Source organism: Pseudomonas gessardii (assembly GCF_001983165.1).
Taxonomy (GTDB): Bacteria; Pseudomonadota; Gammaproteobacteria; order Pseudomonadales; family Pseudomonadaceae; genus Aquipseudomonas; species Aquipseudomonas gessardii.
Window position 1 is genome coordinate 98907 of the sequence record NZ_MNPU01000017.1, and the last position, 16311, is coordinate 115217.

Sequence of the window (16311 nt, forward strand, 5' to 3'; positions counted from 1 at the left end):
ACACTCGCCCGCTTGCCATTAAAGGCAACTAAGGAGGGAGCGGGTCTTACCGGGTTTAAGTGTTGGCTATTATTGTTTTATCGGCGAAACACCGTTTAACCAGTGGATGCGCAGGAGTTGAGCAGGAAGTGTGCCAGGCGGATTATTTACTGGTATTTAATAAAAAGTCGCTTAAAAACAATTGTTTATATGGGAAACAAAGCATTTTGTATAACCCATGAAACAACCCGCAAGTGCGGTAACAAAGTTGCCCGTGATAGGTGCGAATTTATTGCACGCTGCCAATTAAACGGGCACTTGTGTGTTTTACGAAGATCGCTGTAGGAGCGAGCAAGCTCGCTCCTACATAGGATTGGGGCTAGAGGTCCAGCACCAACCGTTGGCTCTTGCAGCCCGACACACACACCATCATCGAGGTGTTCGCCGCGCGCTCGGCCTTGGTCAGCACCCCGTCGCGGTGGTCGATCTGGCCTTCCACCACCCGGGTTTCACAGGAGCCGCACACCCCCTCGCGGCAGCTGTGATCGATGTCGCAGCCGGCTTCGAGCAGTACATCCAACAGGCTCAGGCCGGGCTCCACCGACAGCGTCTTGCCGGACTTTTTCAGCTCTACGCTATAGCGGCTCTGGGCGTCTGTGCTGGGCGGCAGTTCGGCGGCGGTAAAGCGCTCGATATGCGCATGGGGATACCCCAGGCGCTCACAGGTGCCCTCGAACGCATCCAGCATCGGCGTTGGGCCGCAGCAGTAGAAGTGCGTGTCCGCAGGCTGGCCGGCGAGGTAGGCGGCGAGGTCCGGCGGTACGCCTTTTTCGTCGTTGAAGTGGTACACCACCCGCGCATCCAGGCCGTTCAAGGCCTCCACCAGCGCCGCTTCCTGGCGTGAGCGTGCGCAATAGATCAGCTCGGCGGATTTTCCCTGGGCCAGCAACTGGCGGAACATGCAGTAGATCGGGGTAATGCCGATGCCACCGGCCACCAGCACACTGTGGCTGGCGCTCAGGTCCAGCGCGAAGTTGTTGCGCGGCGCCGAGATCGATAGCGCCATGCCGACCCGCAGTTGGCTGTGCACATATTCCGAGCCGCCGCGGCTGTTGCGGTCGCGCAGGATACCCACGGTGTAGCGCCCCTGGTCGCTGGGGGAGTTGAGCAGCGAGTAACTGCGCACCAGGCCGTTGGCCAGGTGCAGGTCGATGTGCGAGCCGGCCTCGAACGGCGGGAACACGGTATCGCCCAACGGCCGGAACTCCACGCTGATGATGCCTTCGGCTTCATAGCGCAGGGTGTGCACGCGGGCGTTGAGCAGGGAGGGCTTAGACATCATTCACCTCTGTGACGGTACGCAGGTCGACATCGAGCCGGGCACTGGCCTCGATCTCGACCCGAAGTTCAGGAAACACCAGCGCGCTGACGGCCACCAGGGTGGACGTGGGCAACACGGCCTGCCCGGCGAAAAAATCCCGCCGGGCTTGGCCCACCTGGTCCTTGTCGGCGATGTCGGTGAGGTACACCGTCAGCCGGTAGATATTGCCCACATGCCCACCGGCCGCCGTCACCAGCGCCTGAATCTTGCCCAGCACCACCAGGGTCTGGGCGTAGCAATCCAGGGTCGCCTCGCGGCTGGCGGGGTGTGCGGTCATCCCCGACATCACCACCTCGCGGCCGATCAGCAGCGCATTCGACCAACTGGCCCCGGCGGGCGCCACCACGACCGGGTTCATGGCAGTTGCTTCGCGTCGATCAGTTCAAGCTGGGCCTTGGCCGCGTTCTTCAGGTAACGGCGCATACGCACCACGCCCAGGTCGTGCTGGTAGAGGTTTTCGCGCTGGTTGGCGTCCGGTTCCATAAACTCCAGCAGCACCCGATCCTGCTCCAGCACGGCCCAGTGCCGCGCTTCCAGGCGGTTCTTGTAGAGGAAGCGCCAGGTGTCGCGCTGCCAGCCGGTCAGCGGCCGGCAACGCCAGTGGAACACCGCCGACAGCGCGCGGCTGCTTGGGGTGTAGCTGCCGATAATGGTGAAGTTGCCGCCCGGGCCGCCGGTTTTCGGGTAGGGGATTTCCAGGCGCAGCCAATGGCAGCCGTTGTCCATGAATTCGGTCCAGTCGAAGTTCACCCCGCGCTGGCCTTCCTTCTCGAAGAAGAACCCGTTGTCGGTGTCGCGGGTGACGAACCTGGCGGTGGCTTCGCCTTCACTCATCGAGTGCGACATCTTGTGCAGGTAGGTGCCGTGCATCGGGTCCATGACGTTGTCGATCACGTAGCGGTAGTCGCCTTGCCACTCGGTGTAGCAGACGAAGCTGCTCCACTCCGGCGAGGTCAGTTGCTCGGGCAGCACCAGTTCCGGCGGGGTCGCTAAATGCGGGTCGGTGGCATTGAACAAAAAGATCGCGCCTGCCGCTTCGCGGGTATGGAACATGCGGGTCGGGCGGCTGCCTTCGAGTTTGCAGCCGGGGCTGCCGGGCACCTTGGTCACGGTGCCGTCACAGCGCACTTCGATGCCGTGATACGGGCATTGCAGGCGATCACCCAACACCGGGCCCTGGGACAGCGGCGCACCGCGATGAGGGCAATGGTCTTCCAGGGCGTGTACGCGGCCATCGTTATCGCGCCACAGGGCGATCTTGTAGCCCAGGCGGCGCACCGATACTGGCTTTTCACCCAGCAGGTCCGAGGGTAATACCGGGAACCACAGGTCTTTGAGGCCATTGGCCAGATGGTTTTCAACAGGGTCGACGGTCACTTGCATAGTCATTGTTCTATTCCTTCTGCCGGGTCATTCGCCCAGCCGGGCCATCAGGGTTTGATAGGCATCTGCCGTCCACTCGCCGCTGGTCAGCGGGCAGGGCGGGCCGGCCAGGTTGAGGTGGGCGAGCAGCGCCGCAAGCTCAGTCACGCCGTTGCCGAAGGCGCGCTCGATGGAGTCGCCCAGCAGCTCTTCAAACTGGGTATTGGGCCGTTTGCGCGCCTGATGGGGTTCGAGGAAACGTTCGGTAGTGCTCATGTCATTGGCCTCCGTTGCGTACCCGTTCGCGGATGGTTTCGCGCACCGGGATAAAGTCGTATGTCGGGAAAACTTCAGTGCTGAACACGCCCCACGCCGAGCGCTCAAGCTCGACGTTAAGGGCCGGCAGCAGGCTCGGCGGCAAGCGCAGGGTGACGATCTGGCCCAGGCCCATGGCCACGGTCCAGCTCACCAGTTCCACGCCTTGGGGCGGAAAACGCTCCCACCAGTCCTGCTGCTTCATATGGCGCTGAATGTCTTCCAGGTTCTTCGATTGGTCGTGCTTGAGCAGCACCGTCACCAGCAAGGTCTCGTTCATGTTCAGGCCGCACGTTCGGTGGGCACGGCCCAGGCGTCGTAGCCGTAGACCCAATCGGCATTGCCGCCGTCCTTGAGCCACTGGTTGCCGCGCGAGCCGATCTGGATCTGGCTGGTGCGTTCCAGGCGCGCCTGCTGATAGCCCTGCAAGGCAGCTGCGACCTGGGACGGGCTGTCGAGGTCTTGCAGGTAACGGGCGAGCACCACCGCATCCTCGATGGCCTGGCCGGCACCCTGGGCCATGAACGGCATCATCGGGTGGCACGCATCGCCCAGCAGGGTGATCGCGCCCTTGGACCAGAACGGCAGCGGGTCGCGCTCATACAACGCGGTCTTGAGCACATCACTGCACGCATCCAGCAGGGCACGGGCGTCGGGGTGGAACGCCTGATAGTGGCTGCGCAGCTCGTCGGCATCGCCGGCGCTGGTCCACGACTCTTCGTGCCAACTGTCCTGGGCGGTGGTGGCGAAGATAAAAATATCTTTGCCCTGGTTCAGCGGGAACGTAACGATCTGGCTCTGCGGGTTGGGGCCCCACCATTTGGTGAAGGCCTGGATATTCGGTACATGGGCCACCCGCTCGGCCGGCACCACCGCGCGGTACGCCACCACCCCGGTAAAGCGCGGGTGCTCTTCGCCGAACAGTGCGTTGCGCACCACCGAGTGGATACCGTCGGCGCCGATCAGCACGTCACAGTGGTGCTGGCTGCCATCCTTGAAATGCAGGCAGATGCCGTCGTCAGTGTGCTCGACCCGTTCGGCACGCTTGGCGAACTGCACCTGCTCCAGCGGGAACACTTCGGCCAGGGCCGCCAGCAGGTCGGCGCGGTGGATGGTCAGTTGCGGGGCGCCGTACTTCTGCTCGGCGGCGTCGGACATTTCCAGGCGTGACGTCTCTTCGCCGCTGTCCCACATCCGGCTGATACGGTGGGTCGGCCGCGCGGCCGGGATGCGCACGGCGGCGCCAATGCCCAGGCCATCCAGCGCCCGTACCGCGTTGGGGGTGAGGTTGATGTCGGCACCGACCCGCAAAAAGGCCTTGGACTGTTCAAACACGGTGACCTGGTGACCGGCGCGGTGCAGGGCGATCGCGGCGGTCAGGCCGCCGATGCCGGCGCCGGCGATAGCAATATTTAAGGAAGGCATGGGCGACTCCTGCTCAAGGTTTCGGTTTGTCGGTGAGGAACTTGCCTTGCGGCGCCTCGACGTGTTGCTGGCGCCGGGTATTGCCGTCGATACCGCCGGCAATCGCCCATTCGGCGAACACCGTGGGCCCCGGTTCAAAGGTGCGTGGCTGCCATTCGCCGGTCAGTTGGTCTTCGTCGGCGTAGTACTCCACCAGCGCGCCGGCCGGGTTTTTGAAGTACCAGAAAAACGCCGACGACACCGGGTGGCGCCCCGGGCCGATCTCGGTCGGCCAGCCGCTGCGGGACACATGCATGCCGCCGCCAAACACCTCGTGTACATCGCGCACGGTAAAGGCCACATGGTTCAGGCCGGCCCGTGGCGCCGGCAGTTGCAGCATGAACAGGTCGTGGTGGCCGCCTTCCTCGGCGGTGCGCAAGAACGCGCCGCGATCCGGGTAGCGGTCCGAGGCCTGGAAGCCGAAACGCTCGTGGTAGAAGGCCTCGCAAGCGTTCACGTCCTTGACGAAAAACACCACGTGGCCGACTTCAATCGGCGTGGCGCGTTCGTAGATCGGCGCCGCTTTGTTGATCCGGCCCTTGGTCTGCCAGGTGTTGTGGCCGCTGCATTCAATCTCCAGCTCACGCTTGCGCGTCACTTGCAGGCGGATCGCCAAGCCGTTGGGGTCGGTGCAGCCGATGCGCCCGTTGCCCTCGACAAACCCCGGGTCGTTGGCGATGCGTTCGGCGTACAGCGCAAGGTCGGCCGCGTCGGCCACGCCCCACACCACTTCGCGCACGGTCGAGCCGGCCTCGATGGCGGGCGGCAGGCTAGGTTTGTTCAGGTCGGCGAGCACTACGCGGCAGCCGTTGAGGGTCTCGAAGATCACCTCATCGGGTTGCGCGCTGACCTGGGTCAGGCCCCAGTCGCTGAAAAAACGCACGCAGGTGTCGAGGTCCTCGACGCCATAGGTGACTTCATCAATACCTAAAACGCTCATCACGCTACCTCGTGTGGCACACCGGCCCAGGCCAGTGGCTGTTGGTTCATGCCCCAGTAGAGGCTCTTTTGTTCCATGTATTGCAGGATCCCCAGGCGGCCTTTTTCGCGGCCCAGGCCGCTGTCGCGCCAACCGCCGAACGGCGTGGAAATCGAGAACTGTTTGTAGGTGTTGATCCACACCGTGCCGGCCTGCAAGCGCCGGCCCAGGGCCCAGGCGCGCTTGTAGTCACGGCTCCAGATGCCAGCCGCGAGGGCGTACAGGCTGTCGTTGGCCTGCTCCAGCAATTGCGCTTCGTCGTCGAAGGGCATGGCCACCAGCACCGGGCCGAAGATTTCTTCCTGGCACACCTGTTGTTGGTTGTGCAGGCCTTCGAGGATGGTCGGCGGGTAGAAGTAGCCCTGGTCATACAGACCACCGCTGGGGCGCTGCCCGCCCAGGCGCAGGCGCCCGCCTTCGGCCAGGCCGAGGGCAACGTAGCGCTCCACCGATTCACGATGGCTGGCGCTGATCAGCGGGCCCATCTGGGTGTTTTCGTCGGCCGGGTCGCCCAGGTGCAGGTTCGCGGCGGCGGCCACCAGGCGCTGCATAAAGGGTTCGTACAGGGCGCGCGCCACAAACAGCCGCGAGCCGGCAATACAGGCCTCGCCAGAAGAGCTGAAGATGCCGTAGAGCACGCCCGCCACCGCGTGGTCGAGGTCGGCGTCATCCAGGACGATGGTCGGCGACTTGCCGCCCAGCTCCAAAGACACCGGCATCATCTTGTCGGCGGCGATATGGGCGATGTGCTTGCCAGTGCGGGTGCCGCCGGTGAACGACACGCGCTTGACCAGCGGGTGGCGGGTCAGCGCATCACCGAGCAGCGAGCCCTTGCCCGGCAGCACGCTGATCAGGCCCTTGGGCAGGCCGGCCTCTTCGCACAGACGCGCCAGGCGCAGGGCCAGCAGCGGGGTGATTTCCGCGGGCTTGATCACCACCGCATTGCCCGCGGCCAGGGCTGGCGCGACCTTCTGCGCCTCGCTGGCAATCGGCGAGTTCCACGGGGTGATCGCGGCGACCACGCCCATCGGCTCATACACGCTCATGCTGACGAAATCGCCGCGCGAGGGGGTGATGGTTTCTTCCAGGGTTTCGCAGGCGGCGGCGAAGAACTGGAAGGTGCCGGCCGCACTGGCCACCAGCGCGCGGGTTTCATTGATCGGCTTGCCGTTGTCCTGGCGTTGCAGCTGCGCCAGTTCTTCACTGTGCCGGCGGATCAGCTCGGCGATGCGGTACAGCACACCGGCCCGCTCATGGGGTTTGCGCTGGGCCCAGCCGCTGTGCAGGAAGGCCTGGTGCGCGCCCTGGATGGCGTCTTCCACATCCTGCAAGTCGGCGGCATTGAGCCAGGCCACGGCCTCGCCGGTGGCCGGGTAGCGGCTGGCATAGCGCTCGCCACGGCCCAGGCGCCAGTGGCCGGCGATGCAGATCGGTAAAGTCTGTTCGAGAGTCATCGACGGGCTCCTAAATTGAGATGGCATGGGCGTGGTTGCCCAGCGCACGCACCACGCTGTACACGGTCAGCGCCGAGGTCTTGGGGTTGGCCAACAGCGGCTTGCCGCGCAGGCTCAACTCGAAACGGCCAAAGGCGCCGCAGGCTTCAAAGTGGTGGACGTTTTCGTCGCTGTGGGGGTCGGCGATCAGCGTGACGTGGGTGCGATCCAGGCCCAGCCCGGCCAGGGACAGGGTGGCGGCGACGTTGGCATTTTTCGGGTACAGCCGCGCCGCTTCGCGGGCGCTGCCCTGGAAGATCACCGTGGCTTGGCTGATGGAATCCAGATCGCAGGCCTGCTCGCCGGGGGTGTTCTTCCAGGCCCGGGCCGGCTTGCGCCCGGTGTAGTTGACCGAGTCCAGGCCGCCGACCTTGGCCGCCGACAACGCATCAATACCGCCAATGGCCCCGGGCAGCAGCTCGATGCGGGTCTTGCCGCGCTCGGCGGCTGCTTCCAGGCGCTCGACCAGACCCACTTCAGACAAGGCGCCGACCGAGACAATCAGGCAGGCAATCCCACGCTCCAGGGCCGGCAGCACATGTTCCTCGATAGCGCGGTGACCGGCGCACTCCACCAGCAAATCCGGGCGGGCGTCGGCGGGCAAGGCGGTGAGCACCTGCGGCGGTTGCTTGAAACTGGCCAGGCGCTGGCGCACCAGGGCTTCGGAGCCCTCGGAGGCAATGACGTAATCCACGCATAACTGTGGATCGTTCTCCAGCAACTCCAGCACGCCGACGCCAATGGCGCCGCAGCCGATCATGGTGATATGCAGCATGCGACGATCCTCAGGCGGTGGCCTTCTGGGCTTTGGTTTCGCTGTTGGGCGGGCCGGCGAACTGGGTGGCGAAATTGCCCACGCTGAGCATGTCCACTTCCAGCAGGAACGGGCCGGGCTGGCTCAAGGCGCTGTCGACCACCTTGCCGAAATCCTTGAGGTCGGTGACCAGGCCATGGCGCAGGCCCATGGATTCGGCGAGCTTGGTGTAGTCCGGGGTGTGCAGGTCGACATAGCAATGCCGGCTGCCGTAGACCGCGTCCTGGATATTGCGGATGACCCCATAGCGCTGGTCGTTCATCAGCAGGATCACCAGGTTGGCGCGCTCCTGGACCAGGGTCGCCAGCTCACCCAGGTTGAGGATGAAACCGCCATCGCCCGCCAGGGCGAACACTTTGCGCTCGGGCGCGGTTTCAGCGGCTGCCACCGCTGCCCCGATGCCCATCGCCAGGCCTTGGCCAATACCGCCGCCCAAGGCGTGAACCCCGGCGCGTGGGTGGTACAGGTTGAGCAGACGGTTGCCCCAGATGCTGTTGGACAGGGTCACATCGCGCACCCAGGAGAAGTTGCGCCCGGTGCTGGCCTGCAATTGTTCGACCATCGCCGAGTACGGGCCCAGGTCCGCCACCAGTTGGTTGCGCGATTGCTCGCGCACGGCCTTGAGTTCGCTGAGGAACTGCGGATCGGTGTGCAGGCGGCCTTCCAGGCGGTCAGCCAGGCCGTCCAGGGCCAGGGCCGTATCGCCGCAGATAAACAGCTCGCTGGCATAGCTGCGGCCTTCGATGGCCGGGTTGGCGTCGATGCGCAGGGTGTTCTGCGGCAGCTTGAGTGCGTACTTGAAGGTCTCGTTGCTGCGCAGGCGCGACCCGGCGATCAGCAGGGCATCGCAAGTTTGCAGGAACTGCTCGACCCGCTTGTTTTGCGAAAAGGCCCCCAGGCAACGCTCGTCGTCTTCATTGACCACGCCACGGCCCTGGGTCGAGGTGATTACCCCCACGCCCATCGCCAGCAGGCGCTTGACCTGCGCCCCGGCATGCCGTGCGCCGCCACCGAGCCAGAGCATCGGGCGCTTGGCACTGGCCAGGCGTTCGGCTACCAAGTCCAGGGCTTCCGGCGGCGGCACGGCCACCGGGATCGGCAGTGGCGACAGGTCGGTGGGCATGGGGATAAAGGTCGACTGGATATCGATCGGGATCTCGACGCTGACCGGGCCGGTGGGCGCGGTGAGGGCGGTCTGCACCGCGAGCTTCAGGGTGCTGATGGCGGTCTCGACGCTGCGCACGCGGAAGGCGGCCTTGGACACGGCCTTGAGCATGTTCAACTGGTCGCGGGCTTCGTGGATATACGCCAGTTCCTGGTCCAGGTATGGCGTCTCGATCTGCCCGGTGATGTGCAGCAGCGGGGTGCCGGCGGTCTGTGCTTCAACCATGGCGCCCGCGGCATTGCCGGCGGCGGTGCCGGTGGAGGTCAGGCACACGCCCAGACCGCCGGTGGTGCGGGCATAGGCGTCGGCCATGTTGGCGGCGCCGGCTTCACCCCGGGCCATGACGAAGCGGATATTGCCGCGCACGGCGAAGGCATCGAGGATCGGCATGTTGTGGATCGAGATCACGCCAAACACGGCCTTGACGTCGCATTGTTCGAGAAAGGCGGTGATGGCAGCGCCCACGGTGACAGTGTTTTCATTACGCATGGCGGGACAGGCCTCCAGAGACATCGATATGGCTGCCTGTGGTGTAAGCCGACAGAGGCGAGGCCAGAAACAGGATCGCGCGGGCCGCTTCAATCGGCAGGCCCAGGCGCCCCAGGGGAATATGTTTTTGTTGGGCCAGGCGGGCGGTCCATTGCGCCCAGTCGAGGTCGCGTTCTTCACGCGCCTCGAAGCGGCGGCGCCATTGCCCGGACTCCACCAGGCCAATCAGGATGCCGTTGACGCGGATGCCTTGCGGGGCGAATTCGGTGGCCATCGAGCTCACCAGGTTCTTGACCCCGGCGCGGGCGGCCGAAGTGGCGACCATGTGCGGTTCCGGCTGGCTGGCCAGCAGCGAGTTGACGCAGACGATGGCGGCATCGGCCTGGTGTTGCAGTTGCGGCTTGAAGGCGCGGACCGGGTTGATCACCGAAAAAAACTTCAGGTTCAACTCTGCGGTCCAGGCGCTGTCGGTGGTGTCGGCAAAGGTCGAGACCCGGCCTTGCCCGGCGTTGTTGATCAGCACGCTGGCGGCGCCCAGCGCGGCCTGGCTGGCGCTGGCAAAGGCGTTGACCGCTTCGCCATCGAGCACATCGCACACCTGGGCCAGCAGCCGGCCTTGGGGGAAACGCTGGCGCAGGTCGCTTTCGGCACGGCGCAGGCGCTCTGCATCGCGGCCGCAGAACGCAACGGCGGCGCCGGCTTCCAGCAGCAGCTCGACGCACGCCAGGCCAATGCCCGAGGAGCCTCCGGTGACGATTGCGGTGCGGCCCTGCAATGAATAAAGGCTCATCTCAATCTCTCATCAAGGCAGTGACGCGAGGCTGGCCGCTGTGGGCGCCGCCGTTGTAATTGAGCAGGCGCGACAGCTCGTCTGCGCTGCGCCGCACTTGGTTCAGCAGCTCTTCAAAATTCACATGACCGATCTGCGTGGTGGGGATAGTCACGCCAAGGGCCGCCACGATGCCGCCGCTCTGGTCGCGCACGGGCGCGGCCACTGTGGAAATCGCCGACTCAAAGAACCCTTCGCCGCTGACAAAGCCGCGCTGGCGATCGGCCTGGAGCATGTCGAACAGCTCCATCACGGTTTTTGGCGTGCAGTGGGAGTGCTGTTCCAGGTGCTCTTCGGGGTACAGCTCGCGCAGTTCGGCCAGTGACAGCTCTTCGAGGAGGATGCGCCCCAGCACCGTGGCATGGGCCGGCAAACGGGTGCCGACGTTGACCGCGTTGGAGAACACCGAAGGCGGCGAGACCTTGGCCACGTACACGATGGAACGCCCGTCGCGCACCACCAGGTTGCTGGGGTAGTTAACCCGGTCGCACAAACGGGCCAGCAGTGGCTGGCCGAGTTCGGTCAGCTCCAGCGACGCCAGGTACTCGAAGCCCAGGCGCAGCACCGACATGCCCAGGCGGTATTCGTTGCCGCTGCGGGTGACGAAGCCCATGGTTTCCAGGGTGGTCAGCAGGCGGAAAATGGTCGAGCGCGGCAGCGCCAGGCGCCGTGCCAGTTCCGGCGCGGTCAGGGTGCGGTTGCGCCGGCTGAACTCGCACAGCAGCAGCAAGCCGCGCTCCAGGCCCGGCACGATGTATTTATCCTGGGCGTCCTTCAGCAGATCTGAGTCGTTCATAGGGTTCTACCTGTCAGGGATTGTTTGAGGGCGTAGGCCAGGCGACCGGCAACCACCAGCGGTTGTTCGATGGGGCTGGCATGGCCGGCGTCGGCGATCAGGTTGAAGCTGGCACCCAGGGCCTTGGCTACGCCCAGGCAGGTGTCGGGCGTGGTGATGGCGTCGGCTTCGCCGCAATGCACCTCGCAGGGCATTGCCGGTTGGCCGTGGCGCAGCAAGTCGTCGCCGCACAGCAATTCGATGGCCTGGCGATAACCCAGCGGGTTCAGGCGTGCCATGTTCCAGTGCACCCAGGCCAAGGCTTCGGGCTGGGCATGGGGCGAGAGCATATGGGCGCTGCGTTGTGCGGCCAGGCCGGCGATGCCCAGGCGTTGCAGGTTGTCCAGGCGTTGCTGGCGCACTTGCTGGCGCTGCTGGCTGCGCTCAGGTGCGCCATAGCCGCGGGCCGGGCTGATCAGCACCAGGCGGCTTACGCGCTGGGCCTGGGCACTGCGGGCCAAGGCCAGGGCGGTCAGCGCGCCCAGGGAATGGCCGACCAGCACGCACTCATTCACCTGCAGCGCATCGAGCATCTGCACCAGGCGCGCGGCGTATTGCTCGGCCTTGGGTACTTGCGATTCCAGGGGGCTGGAGTCGCCATAGCCGGGGGCGTCCCAGGCGATAATCCGCGCCTGGGCCGCCAGGTGCTGTGCCACCTGCAGCCAGGACGCCGCCCCGGAGCCGATGCCGTGCAGCAGCACCACCGCCGGCCCGGTGCCGCATTCGCGCAGGGCCTGCTGGCCACCCGCTGACGCGACCCATTGCTGGGGGAAATCGCGCTGCAGTTGGGCTTGCAGGTCGGCCGTCGGCGCGGCTTGCGTGAGTCCTGGCAACATGGGCTTACCCGCGCTTGATCGAGGCCAGAGGGTGCTCTGGCGGATAGGTCGGGGTGATCGGCTTTTTCGCGCCGAGCATCACGCACATCAGCGCGTCTTCGTCGCCGATGTTGATCTCTTCGCGGTACACCCCCGGCGGCACGGAAATCACGTCGCGGTCGGTGAGGATGGTTTCAAAACGCTCGCCGTCCTTTTCCAGTACCACCTTGAGTTTGCCGCGCAGCACGAAAAACACTTCTTCGACGTCAATGTGCAGGTGCGGCGGGCCTTCGTGACCGGCGGGGATAACCATGGTGGAAAAGGTGAAGTGCTCCGACGGGATGGTGTTCATGTCGGTGCTGATGCCGGTGCCGCCAGTGCCGATGTAGCGCATTTGCGCGCGGCGGAACTTGGGGTCGTAGTCGGCCTGGAACTTCAGGGCATCCCAGTCGTACTTGCGCGTCTCGTAGCGGGCGATGCGCGTGCTCATCCAGCTTTCCAGGCTGGCGCCGGCAGGGCGGTCCCAGCTTTTGGGGGTGTCGTTTTGGGCAGATAGATCAGTCATGACAGTCTCCAGATCAAGGCATGACGAACCCGCCGTTGACCGGCAGGGTTTGTCCAGTGATAAAGCGGGCAAGGTCGGACAGCGCGAACAGCACGGCGCCGCTGACGTCTTCGGGCAATTGCGGGCGTTGCAGGGCCCGTTGGTCGTTGTACAAACGGTGGCGCGCCTCGGGCACGTAGGCGGTGGCTTCCACCAGCACCAGGCCGGGGGCGATGGCGTTGACGGTGATGTTGCTGCTGCCCAGTTCCCGCGCCAGGCTGCGGGTCATGGCGATGATCGCGCCCTTGCTGGCCACGTAGGCCAACAGGTTCGGCGCGCCCCACAGCGGGGTGTCCGAGGCCAGGTTGACGATGGCGCCCTGGCCGCTGGCGCGCAGGGCCGGCAGGCAGGCGGTGGTCATCAGCCAGGTGCCGCGCACGTTGACCTGCATCACCTGGTCCCAGGTGTCGATGCTCAGCTCTTCGCAGCCCTTGCCCCCGGAGTTGGTGATCGAGGCGTTGTTCACCAGGCCATCGAGGCCGCCCAGCAGGCCGATCGTCGCGTCGACACAGGCCTGGATCGACGCGGGTTGCGCCAGGTCGACAGCCACGGCCTGCACGTCCAGGCCCAGCGCCCGCAGTTCACCGGCGGCCTGCTGCACACGTTCGTGCAGCACATCGGCAATCACCACCCGCGCACCGGCCTGGCCGATGGCCTGGGCAAAGGCATAGCCCAGGCCCCGGGCGCCACCGGTGACCAGCACGCGGCGGCCTGCAAGCAAAAGGTCATGGCGGCTCATCATTGGGTGCTCAACATGGCTTTGGGCATGTAGTGCAGGACGCGTTTTTCTGCCCACACCACTGCGCCGTAGGCGATCACCCCAATCAGGGTCAGCGCCACAATGGCGACGAACACCCCGGCGGTATTGCCCTGGCCCTCGGCGTCTACCAGCAAGAAGCCCAGGCCCTGGTTGCCACCGACCAGCTCACCGACGGTGACGCCGATCACGGCCAGGGTCGAGGCGATGCGCAGGCCGGAAAACAGCGCGGCCATGGCCGACGGGAACTCCACCAGGCGGAAGATCTGCCAGCGGCTGGCGTTCATGGTGCGGACCAGGTTGATCATGTCCGGGTCGACGGTGCGGATCGCCGAGAGCACGTTGATCATCACCGGGAAGAACACGATCAGGATCGCGATCAAAATCTTCGGGTAGATGGTGTAGCCCAGCCACATCACGAACAGCGGCGCGAAGGCGACTTTGGGGGCAATCTGCAAGGCCAGGATGTACGGCGACAACATGGCTTCGGCCGCCGGCGACAGGCCCAGGGACACGCCGATCATCACCCCCAGCAGGGCGCCGAGGGCGAAGCCGACGACGATCTCCAGGGCGGTGATCAGGGTGTGTTGCAGCAGGCCGCCGGTTTGCCACATCACCAGGCCTTCCTGGGCCACACGGCTGAGTTTGGGCATGACGAACTCGGGCATGCCGAGCAGGCCGGGGCCCCATTGCCACAGCACCAGGAACAGGATCAGCAGCGCGACGCTACCGAGCACGGAGTTGTTGTTTTTCATTGTGTGCGTTCCTCAATGTCCCCGACCGGGCTGTCGACGAATTGGTTGGTAAAGAGCTCCTCAAGCGCGGTCGCCTGGGTGACGATGCCTTCGCTGACATAGAACTGGCGGACCTTGTCCAGGTGCTGTGGGTCGATGCGCCCGAGCACGGCCTGCCTGGCGTAGACGTGTTCGATGTAGAGCTTGAAGATCTTCTCCAGCGAGTCTTCCTTGCCGGCATAGGCCGGCACCGCCTTGGCGAAGGTCACGGCGGCGGCGCGCGGGTCCTGGATGATGTCGCGCATGCCTTGCAGGGTGCCCTGCACCACGCCACGCACAATCTGTGGCTGGTTCTTGATCGCGGCGTCCGAGGCGAGAATCGCCTGGGCCATGCTCTCGAAGATCTGGTCCTGGGGGATCAGCTTGATCTGCACCCCGGCTTCCTCGGCATTGATCACCCAGTCCGGCACGCCCGCCATGGCCTGGGCCTTGTTGGCGGAGAACAACTGCCAGACCCCGGCCGGGCCGGCGGCCTGGATGTTCACGTCGTTCTTGCCCAGCCCGGCTTTGCGCAGCGAGGCGAGCAGGGCGTAGTAGGTGGTGTCGGAGTACGACATCACCGTCAGGGTCTTGCCCTTGAGGTCGCTGATGCTGTTGATGTTGTCCTTGGCGTTGGTGGCGATCATCGTCACTCCGCCATCGCCCAGCACCGCCACGGCGCGCACCGGGATGCCATTGGCCCGCACCACAATCGGCGTGTCGCCGATGGCCCCGCCGATCAATGCGTTACCGGCGCCGATCTGCTTGGCCACATCCACGCCACCTTTGGCGGCGATAAAGGTCAGGTCCAGGTCCTGGGCGGTGTAGTAGCCCTTTTCCTTGGCGATGATCCACGGTGCGAACGCAGGCGAGTTGGGCGGCGCCGGCAGCAGGTAGGTGACCTTGGTCGGCTGCGCCTGGGCGGCACAGGCCATGCCGAGGCCCAGGCTGAGGGCGCAAAGACGTTGAAACAGAGACTTGAGCATGGGGACTCCGGAATCGGTTGGGGGCCGCAAGGGCGGTGATCAGTGCAGTTCGGTGTCGGCGCCGACCTGGAGCAACTCCATCAGGCGGCCGACCAGCGGGCCGATTTCCGGCAGCTTGCGGCGCTCCAGGGGGTTGTCGCGAAACGGCAGGTCGATACTGATTTCCTCGATGATCGTGCCGGGGCGGGCGCTCATGACCAGCAAGCGGTCGGACATGGCGATGCCTTCGATCAGGTCGTGAGTGATAAACAGCGCGGTCTTCTTTTCGTCGAACAGCATCCGCGCCATGTCCTGTTGCAGGATCATCTTGGTTTGGGCATCGAGGGCCGAGAACGGCTCGTCGAGGAACAGCACCTGCGGATCGATGGCCAGGGTGCGGGCCAGGGCGGCGCGCTGGCGCATGCCGCCAGACAACTGGAACGGGTAGTGATCGGCGTAGCCATTGAGGTGGCAGCGCTCGAGCAGGTCCAGGGCCACCTTCTGCCGGGTGGCGGCCGCCACGCCCTGGATCTCCAGGCCCAGTTCGACGTTGCGGCGGATGCTGCGCCAGGGCATCAACAGGTCCTTTTGCAGCATGAACGCAACCTGCGGCACCGGCCCGGTGACCGGCTTGCCACCGACGAACACTTCCCCTTCGCTGGGGCGGTACAAGCCCGAGCCCATATTGAGAATGGTGCTTTTGCCGCAACCGGAAGGGCCGATGATCGACACCACTTCACCCCGGCGAATCTTGAAGTTCACCTCGCGAATGGCGAAGGGCGCGTGCGCTTTACCCTTGGCCGGGAAACATTTACCGACATTGCGAAATTCAATTTCAGTCGGCTCCAGCTCTTCCCTGAGAGCTTGGTTATTCCATTGGGGCGTTACGGCGTACATCTCTTTCACAGCCATCAGGAAGGTACTCTGGTCTGTTTTATAGGTGATACGACGTTTAGTGCATGAACAATGCCAGTGACTTATTTCCTACGGGCTTTCAGAAAATATTCTTTGTTATTAGTGGGTTAGGTTTAATTTGATAAAGTTTTAATGTTTCATATATAAAACGTTGGTTCTTATATGGCACGAAATTGCACACGCCCGGGCATGTAATGGGAAGTTGCGAGGAGTTGGTGCTTTTTCAGGTAACGCGGGGGAGTTATGAAAGCCTGAATTCAACACATAAGTGCAACGCTCACCCCTGTATGCACTTCGTACGGCGTCTTCCAGCCCAAGCGCTTGCGCGGGCGTAGATTGATCCTCGCTACTGTCCGATTGACGGCTTCGACGGTCAG

Annotated in this window: 18 protein-coding genes and 1 pseudogene; all 19 read right to left on the reverse strand. The window is 64.5% G+C overall.

All coding sequences use genetic code 11. The features are described from left to right. Positions 1 to 358: 358 nt before the first annotated feature. Entirely contained in the window at positions 359 to 1318 is a 960-nt protein-coding gene (locus tag BLL38_RS14145; RefSeq protein ID WP_076963103.1) for a PDR/VanB family oxidoreductase, read from the reverse strand. After that, on the reverse strand, positions 1311 to 1718 hold the full coding sequence (locus tag BLL38_RS14150) for a Rid family hydrolase (protein ID WP_076963104.1): 408 nt from the start codon (positions 1716 to 1718) through the stop codon (positions 1311 to 1313). Before BLL38_RS14150 ends, BLL38_RS14145 begins: the two co-directional genes overlap by 8 nt. Then, positions 1715 to 2749 carry an aromatic ring-hydroxylating oxygenase subunit alpha gene (locus tag BLL38_RS14155; RefSeq protein ID WP_076963105.1) on the reverse strand — a complete coding sequence of 345 codons (1035 nt, stop codon included), beginning with the start codon at positions 2747 to 2749 and terminating at the stop codon, positions 1715 to 1717. The genes BLL38_RS14150 and BLL38_RS14155 overlap by 4 nt, the downstream gene beginning before the upstream one ends. A gap of 21 nt (positions 2750 to 2770) precedes the next feature. Next, positions 2771 to 2998: a recombinase-like helix-turn-helix domain-containing protein gene (locus BLL38_RS14160; protein WP_029289990.1), complete on the reverse strand. Its 228-nt coding sequence runs from the start codon at positions 2996 to 2998 to the stop codon at positions 2771 to 2773. Between the two features lies 1 nt (position 2999). Further along, positions 3000 to 3317 (reverse strand): hypothetical protein, encoded by a 318-nt coding sequence (locus BLL38_RS14165; protein WP_075122335.1) that lies wholly within the window; start codon positions 3315 to 3317, stop codon positions 3000 to 3002. Positions 3318 to 3319: 2 nt separating this feature from the next. Further along, the gene (locus tag BLL38_RS14170; RefSeq protein WP_076963106.1) at positions 3320 to 4462 is read right to left on the reverse strand and encodes an FAD-dependent monooxygenase; all 1143 of its coding nucleotides are present in this window, start codon (positions 4460 to 4462) and stop codon (positions 3320 to 3322) included. 13 nt (positions 4463 to 4475) lie between these two features. Continuing rightward, positions 4476 to 5441: a VOC family protein gene (locus tag BLL38_RS14175; protein ID WP_076963107.1), complete on the reverse strand. Its 966-nt coding sequence runs from the start codon at positions 5439 to 5441 to the stop codon at positions 4476 to 4478. Next, positions 5441 to 6934, reverse strand: coding sequence for an aldehyde dehydrogenase (locus BLL38_RS14180; protein ID WP_076963108.1), 1494 nt, complete (start codon positions 6932 to 6934; stop codon positions 5441 to 5443). The genes BLL38_RS14175 and BLL38_RS14180 overlap by 1 nt, the downstream gene beginning before the upstream one ends. A 10-nt stretch (positions 6935 to 6944) precedes the next feature. After that, the gene (locus BLL38_RS14185; RefSeq protein ID WP_076963109.1) at positions 6945 to 7748 is read right to left on the reverse strand and encodes an aspartate dehydrogenase; all 804 of its coding nucleotides are present in this window, start codon (positions 7746 to 7748) and stop codon (positions 6945 to 6947) included. A gap of 10 nt (positions 7749 to 7758) precedes the next feature. Continuing rightward, on the reverse strand, positions 7759 to 9441 hold the full coding sequence (locus BLL38_RS14190; RefSeq protein WP_076963110.1) for a thiamine pyrophosphate-binding protein: 1683 nt from the start codon (positions 9439 to 9441) through the stop codon (positions 7759 to 7761). Further along, positions 9434 to 10231: an SDR family oxidoreductase gene (locus tag BLL38_RS14195; protein WP_076963111.1), complete on the reverse strand. Its 798-nt coding sequence runs from the start codon at positions 10229 to 10231 to the stop codon at positions 9434 to 9436. Before BLL38_RS14195 ends, BLL38_RS14190 begins: the two co-directional genes overlap by 8 nt. A 1-nt stretch (position 10232) precedes the next feature. Further along, positions 10233 to 11066: an IclR family transcriptional regulator gene (locus BLL38_RS14200; protein ID WP_076963112.1), complete on the reverse strand. Its 834-nt coding sequence runs from the start codon at positions 11064 to 11066 to the stop codon at positions 10233 to 10235. Further along, positions 11063 to 11941: an alpha/beta fold hydrolase gene (locus BLL38_RS14205; RefSeq protein ID WP_076963113.1), complete on the reverse strand. Its 879-nt coding sequence runs from the start codon at positions 11939 to 11941 to the stop codon at positions 11063 to 11065. Before BLL38_RS14205 ends, BLL38_RS14200 begins: the two co-directional genes overlap by 4 nt. Before the next feature lie 4 nt (positions 11942 to 11945). Further along, positions 11946 to 12485 carry a cupin domain-containing protein gene (locus BLL38_RS14210; protein WP_029289969.1) on the reverse strand — a complete coding sequence of 180 codons (540 nt, stop codon included), beginning with the start codon at positions 12483 to 12485 and terminating at the stop codon, positions 11946 to 11948. Positions 12486 to 12498: 13 nt separating this feature from the next. Further along, entirely contained in the window at positions 12499 to 13263 is a 765-nt protein-coding gene (locus tag BLL38_RS14215; RefSeq protein WP_090413059.1) for an SDR family oxidoreductase, read from the reverse strand. After that, entirely contained in the window at positions 13263 to 14036 is a 774-nt protein-coding gene (locus BLL38_RS14220; protein WP_076963115.1) for an ABC transporter permease, read from the reverse strand. Before BLL38_RS14220 ends, BLL38_RS14215 begins: the two co-directional genes overlap by 1 nt. Next, positions 14033 to 15040 (reverse strand): ABC transporter substrate-binding protein, encoded by a 1008-nt coding sequence (locus BLL38_RS14225; RefSeq protein ID WP_076963116.1) that lies wholly within the window; start codon positions 15038 to 15040, stop codon positions 14033 to 14035. The genes BLL38_RS14220 and BLL38_RS14225 overlap by 4 nt, the downstream gene beginning before the upstream one ends. 39 nt (positions 15041 to 15079) lie before the next feature. Further along, positions 15080 to 15916 (reverse strand): ABC transporter ATP-binding protein, encoded by an 837-nt coding sequence (locus tag BLL38_RS14230; RefSeq protein WP_076963117.1) that lies wholly within the window; start codon positions 15914 to 15916, stop codon positions 15080 to 15082. 275 nt (positions 15917 to 16191) lie between these two features. Then, positions 16192 to 16311 (reverse strand): annotated as a pseudogene (locus BLL38_RS30550) (IS30 family transposase); the annotation flags it as partial.

Coding starts and splice junctions, on each gene's coding strand:
- BLL38_RS14145 (WP_076963103.1), bottom strand. CDS start 1,318: ATGTCTAAGCCCTCCCTGCTCAACGCCCGCGTGCACACCCTGCGCTAT.
- BLL38_RS14150 (WP_076963104.1), bottom strand. CDS start 1,718: ATGAACCCGGTCGTGGTGGCGCCCGCCGGGGCCAGTTGGTCGAATGCG.
- BLL38_RS14155 (WP_076963105.1), bottom strand. CDS start 2,749: ATGACTATGCAAGTGACCGTCGACCCTGTTGAAAACCATCTGGCCAAT.
- BLL38_RS14160 (WP_029289990.1), bottom strand. CDS start 2,998: ATGAGCACTACCGAACGTTTCCTCGAACCCCATCAGGCGCGCAAACGG.
- BLL38_RS14165 (WP_075122335.1), bottom strand. CDS start 3,317: ATGAACGAGACCTTGCTGGTGACGGTGCTGCTCAAGCACGACCAATCG.
- BLL38_RS14170 (WP_076963106.1), bottom strand. CDS start 4,462: ATGCCTTCCTTAAATATTGCTATCGCCGGCGCCGGCATCGGCGGCCTG.
- BLL38_RS14175 (WP_076963107.1), bottom strand. CDS start 5,441: ATGAGCGTTTTAGGTATTGATGAAGTCACCTATGGCGTCGAGGACCTC.
- BLL38_RS14180 (WP_076963108.1), bottom strand. CDS start 6,934: ATGACTCTCGAACAGACTTTACCGATCTGCATCGCCGGCCACTGGCGC.
- BLL38_RS14185 (WP_076963109.1), bottom strand. CDS start 7,748: ATGCTGCATATCACCATGATCGGCTGCGGCGCCATTGGCGTCGGCGTG.
- BLL38_RS14190 (WP_076963110.1), bottom strand. CDS start 9,441: ATGCGTAATGAAAACACTGTCACCGTGGGCGCTGCCATCACCGCCTTT.
- BLL38_RS14195 (WP_076963111.1), bottom strand. CDS start 10,231: ATGAGCCTTTATTCATTGCAGGGCCGCACCGCAATCGTCACCGGAGGC.
- BLL38_RS14200 (WP_076963112.1), bottom strand. CDS start 11,066: ATGAACGACTCAGATCTGCTGAAGGACGCCCAGGATAAATACATCGTG.
- BLL38_RS14205 (WP_076963113.1), bottom strand. CDS start 11,941: ATGTTGCCAGGACTCACGCAAGCCGCGCCGACGGCCGACCTGCAAGCC.
- BLL38_RS14210 (WP_029289969.1), bottom strand. CDS start 12,485: ATGACTGATCTATCTGCCCAAAACGACACCCCCAAAAGCTGGGACCGC.
- BLL38_RS14215 (WP_090413059.1), bottom strand. CDS start 13,263: ATGAGCCGCCATGACCTTTTGCTTGCAGGCCGCCGCGTGCTGGTCACC.
- BLL38_RS14220 (WP_076963115.1), bottom strand. CDS start 14,036: ATGAAAAACAACAACTCCGTGCTCGGTAGCGTCGCGCTGCTGATCCTG.
- BLL38_RS14225 (WP_076963116.1), bottom strand. CDS start 15,040: ATGCTCAAGTCTCTGTTTCAACGTCTTTGCGCCCTCAGCCTGGGCCTC.
- BLL38_RS14230 (WP_076963117.1), bottom strand. CDS start 15,916: ATGTACGCCGTAACGCCCCAATGGAATAACCAAGCTCTCAGGGAAGAG.